The 2297-nt window shown below is 68.2% G+C and carries 3 protein-coding genes; 1 reads left to right on the top strand and 2 read right to left on the bottom strand.

Going from position 1 to position 2297, the window contains the following annotated elements; genetic code table 11:
* Positions 1–463: 463 nt before the first annotated feature.
* Both C1J01_RS47670 and C1J01_RS47675 read right to left on the bottom strand, forming a co-directional pair.
* Complete coding sequence (locus C1J01_RS47670) at positions 464–1087, bottom strand: NADPH-dependent F420 reductase (protein ID WP_111185718.1); 624 nt, start codon at positions 1085–1087, stop codon at positions 464–466.
* A gap of 33 nt (positions 1088–1120) precedes the next feature.
* Complete coding sequence (locus tag C1J01_RS47675) at positions 1121–1855, bottom strand: SDR family NAD(P)-dependent oxidoreductase (RefSeq protein ID WP_111185720.1); 735 nt, start codon at positions 1853–1855, stop codon at positions 1121–1123.
* 142 nt (positions 1856–1997) lie between these two features.
* On the opposite strand from C1J01_RS47675, the gene C1J01_RS47680 reads away from it, so the two are divergent.
* The coding region (locus C1J01_RS47680) for a TetR/AcrR family transcriptional regulator (protein ID WP_146616030.1) at positions 1998–2297 on the top strand (300 nt) is incomplete at its 3' end.

The raw sequence follows: 2297 nt of genomic DNA on the forward strand, positions 1-2297 counted from the left end.
ACCTCCCACCGCTCCCCCAGCCGCACGCTCCGAGGCACCGCCGCCACCGGCCTGTTCGATGATCTGCGCCTGGCCGCCGTCCATGCCGGACCTCACCGTCGCGCACGCGCGTACGGAACAAACGCGCCGTAGTGCAGAGGACTGCTGACAATCCGGTGCTTCACAGTCCTCTGCACAGAGCCGCGAATGCCCAGGACGTCCGTGCACGCGACTTCAGAAAGTGACAGTGCTGGCATTCAGCCCCACCCGGCTGGTCGCCGTCGCGGCGACGGCACCGGGTCGAGGTAACGCTTCATCTGCGGCGGGTACGGCGATCGCCGACCCACAGCGTGTCGTGGCCAAGGTCCTCGATCCCGCGGCAGAACGCGCTGCGGCAGGCGGAGCTGCTGATAGCGGCCCGGCTATGGGAATGTGAGACCAAGCGTCATTGGCGAGTCCTTCCGGTGATCCGTCAACCGTTTGCTCAGACGGGAAGTTCGGTGACGCTGAGGGCGAAGTCCAAGTTCCCCACCCCGTGGTTGGCGAGGCCCACCGTGACCACGCCCGCTCCCTCCAGCCAGTGCGCCATTTTCAGGCCGCCGACGTCCAGCGGGCGTAGCCCGAGGCTCTCGACGAACGCCTCCACACTTGCCTTGGCCTGCGCATTATCGCCGGCGATGAAGACGTCGGGCCGACCCTTCTCCAGGACATGACGGAAGATGGTGTTGAACGCCTTCACCACGCTGGCGCTGGCCGGGGCCGCCTTGGCGACTTCCTGCGCGATCGAGGTCTCCTCGCGGTGGGCAAGCCCGTCGAACGTGGAGTTGAAGGGATTGCTGATGTCGACGATGACCTTGCCCGCGAGAGCGTCTCCGTACTGGGCGACGACCGGCACGACGCCGTCGTACAACAGGGCCACGATGACGATGTCCCCGGCCGGGGCGGTGCCCCATTCTCCTGTCGTGGCGCCGCCGCCGAGAGCCTTGGCCAGGTCAGCGGCCTTGGACTGATCGCGGCCCATGACCTCGACGGTGTTGCCGCCCGCTACCGCCCGCGCGCCGATGGTGCGGGCCATGTTCCCGGTGCCGATGATGCTGATGTTGCTCATGAGATGTCCTGCCCTGGTTGTGCGTTGTCCGGCTCAGATGGCGGTGGTGCCGCCGTCGACGACGAGTTCCATGCCGTTGACATAGCTGGAGTCGTCGGAGGCGAGGAAGAGGGCGGCGGTGGCGATTTCGTCGGGGCGGCCCATCTGGCCGCGGGGGATGAGGGACTCGAACTGGCGCTTGGTGGCCTCGTCGAAGAGTTCTTCCTGCTTGGCGGTGGCGACCTGGCCGGGGGTCAGGACGTTGACGCGGATGCGGCGGTCCTTGAGCTCGTTGAGCCAGACGCGGGCCCAGGCCTGCTGGACGGCCTTGCTGCCGGCGTAGACGCTCCAGCCGGGGAAGGCGCCGAGGGAGGCGTTGGAGCCGGTCATGAGGATGGAGCCGCCGTCGTTGAAGAGCGGGAGGGCCTTCTGGACGGTGAACAGGGTGCCGCGGGCGTTGAGCCCGAACCAGGTGTCGAACTGGGCCTCGGTGATCTCGCCGAGCAGGGCGGGCTCGCCCCCTCCGGCGCTGGCCCACAGCACGTCGAGGCTGCCCTTCTCCCGCTTGACGGTGTCGTACAGGCGGTCCAGGTCGTCCAGGTCGGCGGCGTCGCCCTGGACGCCGGTGACGTTGCGGCCGATCTGCTTCACGGCCTCGTCCAGGGCGTCCTGGCGGCGGCCGGTGATGAAGACGTGCGCTCCCTCGTCGACGAACAGCTTCGCGCCGGCAAGCGCCATGCCGGTGGTGCCGCCGGTGATGACCGCTACCTTGCCGTCAAGCTTTCCCATGTTGCTCCTTAGGTCGGTGGTGCCGTGCGCACCTGGGATGACGGCGTTATGTACACCGTTCTGTGTGCTTACGGTACGGGGCGCGCGGCCGGGGCGCAAACTATGTACACCGATCGTTACCCAGCTCGGGTACCATGGACCCGTGACGGAGTTGGAGAAGGGCCCCCAGGGCCGCCGCCGCGGCCGGGGCGCCCGCGAGCGCATCCTCAGCGCGTCCCAGCAGCTGTTCCGCGAGCAGGGCATCAACCGCACCGGCATGGACCAGCTCTGCGCGGCTGCCCAGGTGTCCAAGCGCACGGCCTACCAGCACTTCACCGGCAAGGACGAACTCGTCACCGAGTACCTGCGCCGGTTCGACCCCTCCGTTCTGTCCGGCGTGTTCGACCGCACCGACCTCACGCCCCGCGAACGGCTCCTCGCCGCCTTCGACATCCCCCCCACC

The sequence above is a fragment of the Nonomuraea aridisoli genome, from assembly GCF_003236395.1.
GTDB classification, from domain to species: domain Bacteria; phylum Actinomycetota; class Actinomycetes; order Streptosporangiales; family Streptosporangiaceae; genus Nonomuraea; species Nonomuraea aridisoli.

Excerpts from the sequence above, each read along its gene's own strand:
- C1J01_RS47675 (WP_111185720.1), bottom strand. The coding sequence starts at position 1,855 with ATGGGAAAGCTTGACGGCAAGGTAGCGGTCATCACCGGCGGCACCACC.
- C1J01_RS47670 (WP_111185718.1), bottom strand. The coding sequence starts at position 1,087 with ATGAGCAACATCAGCATCATCGGCACCGGGAACATGGCCCGCACCATC.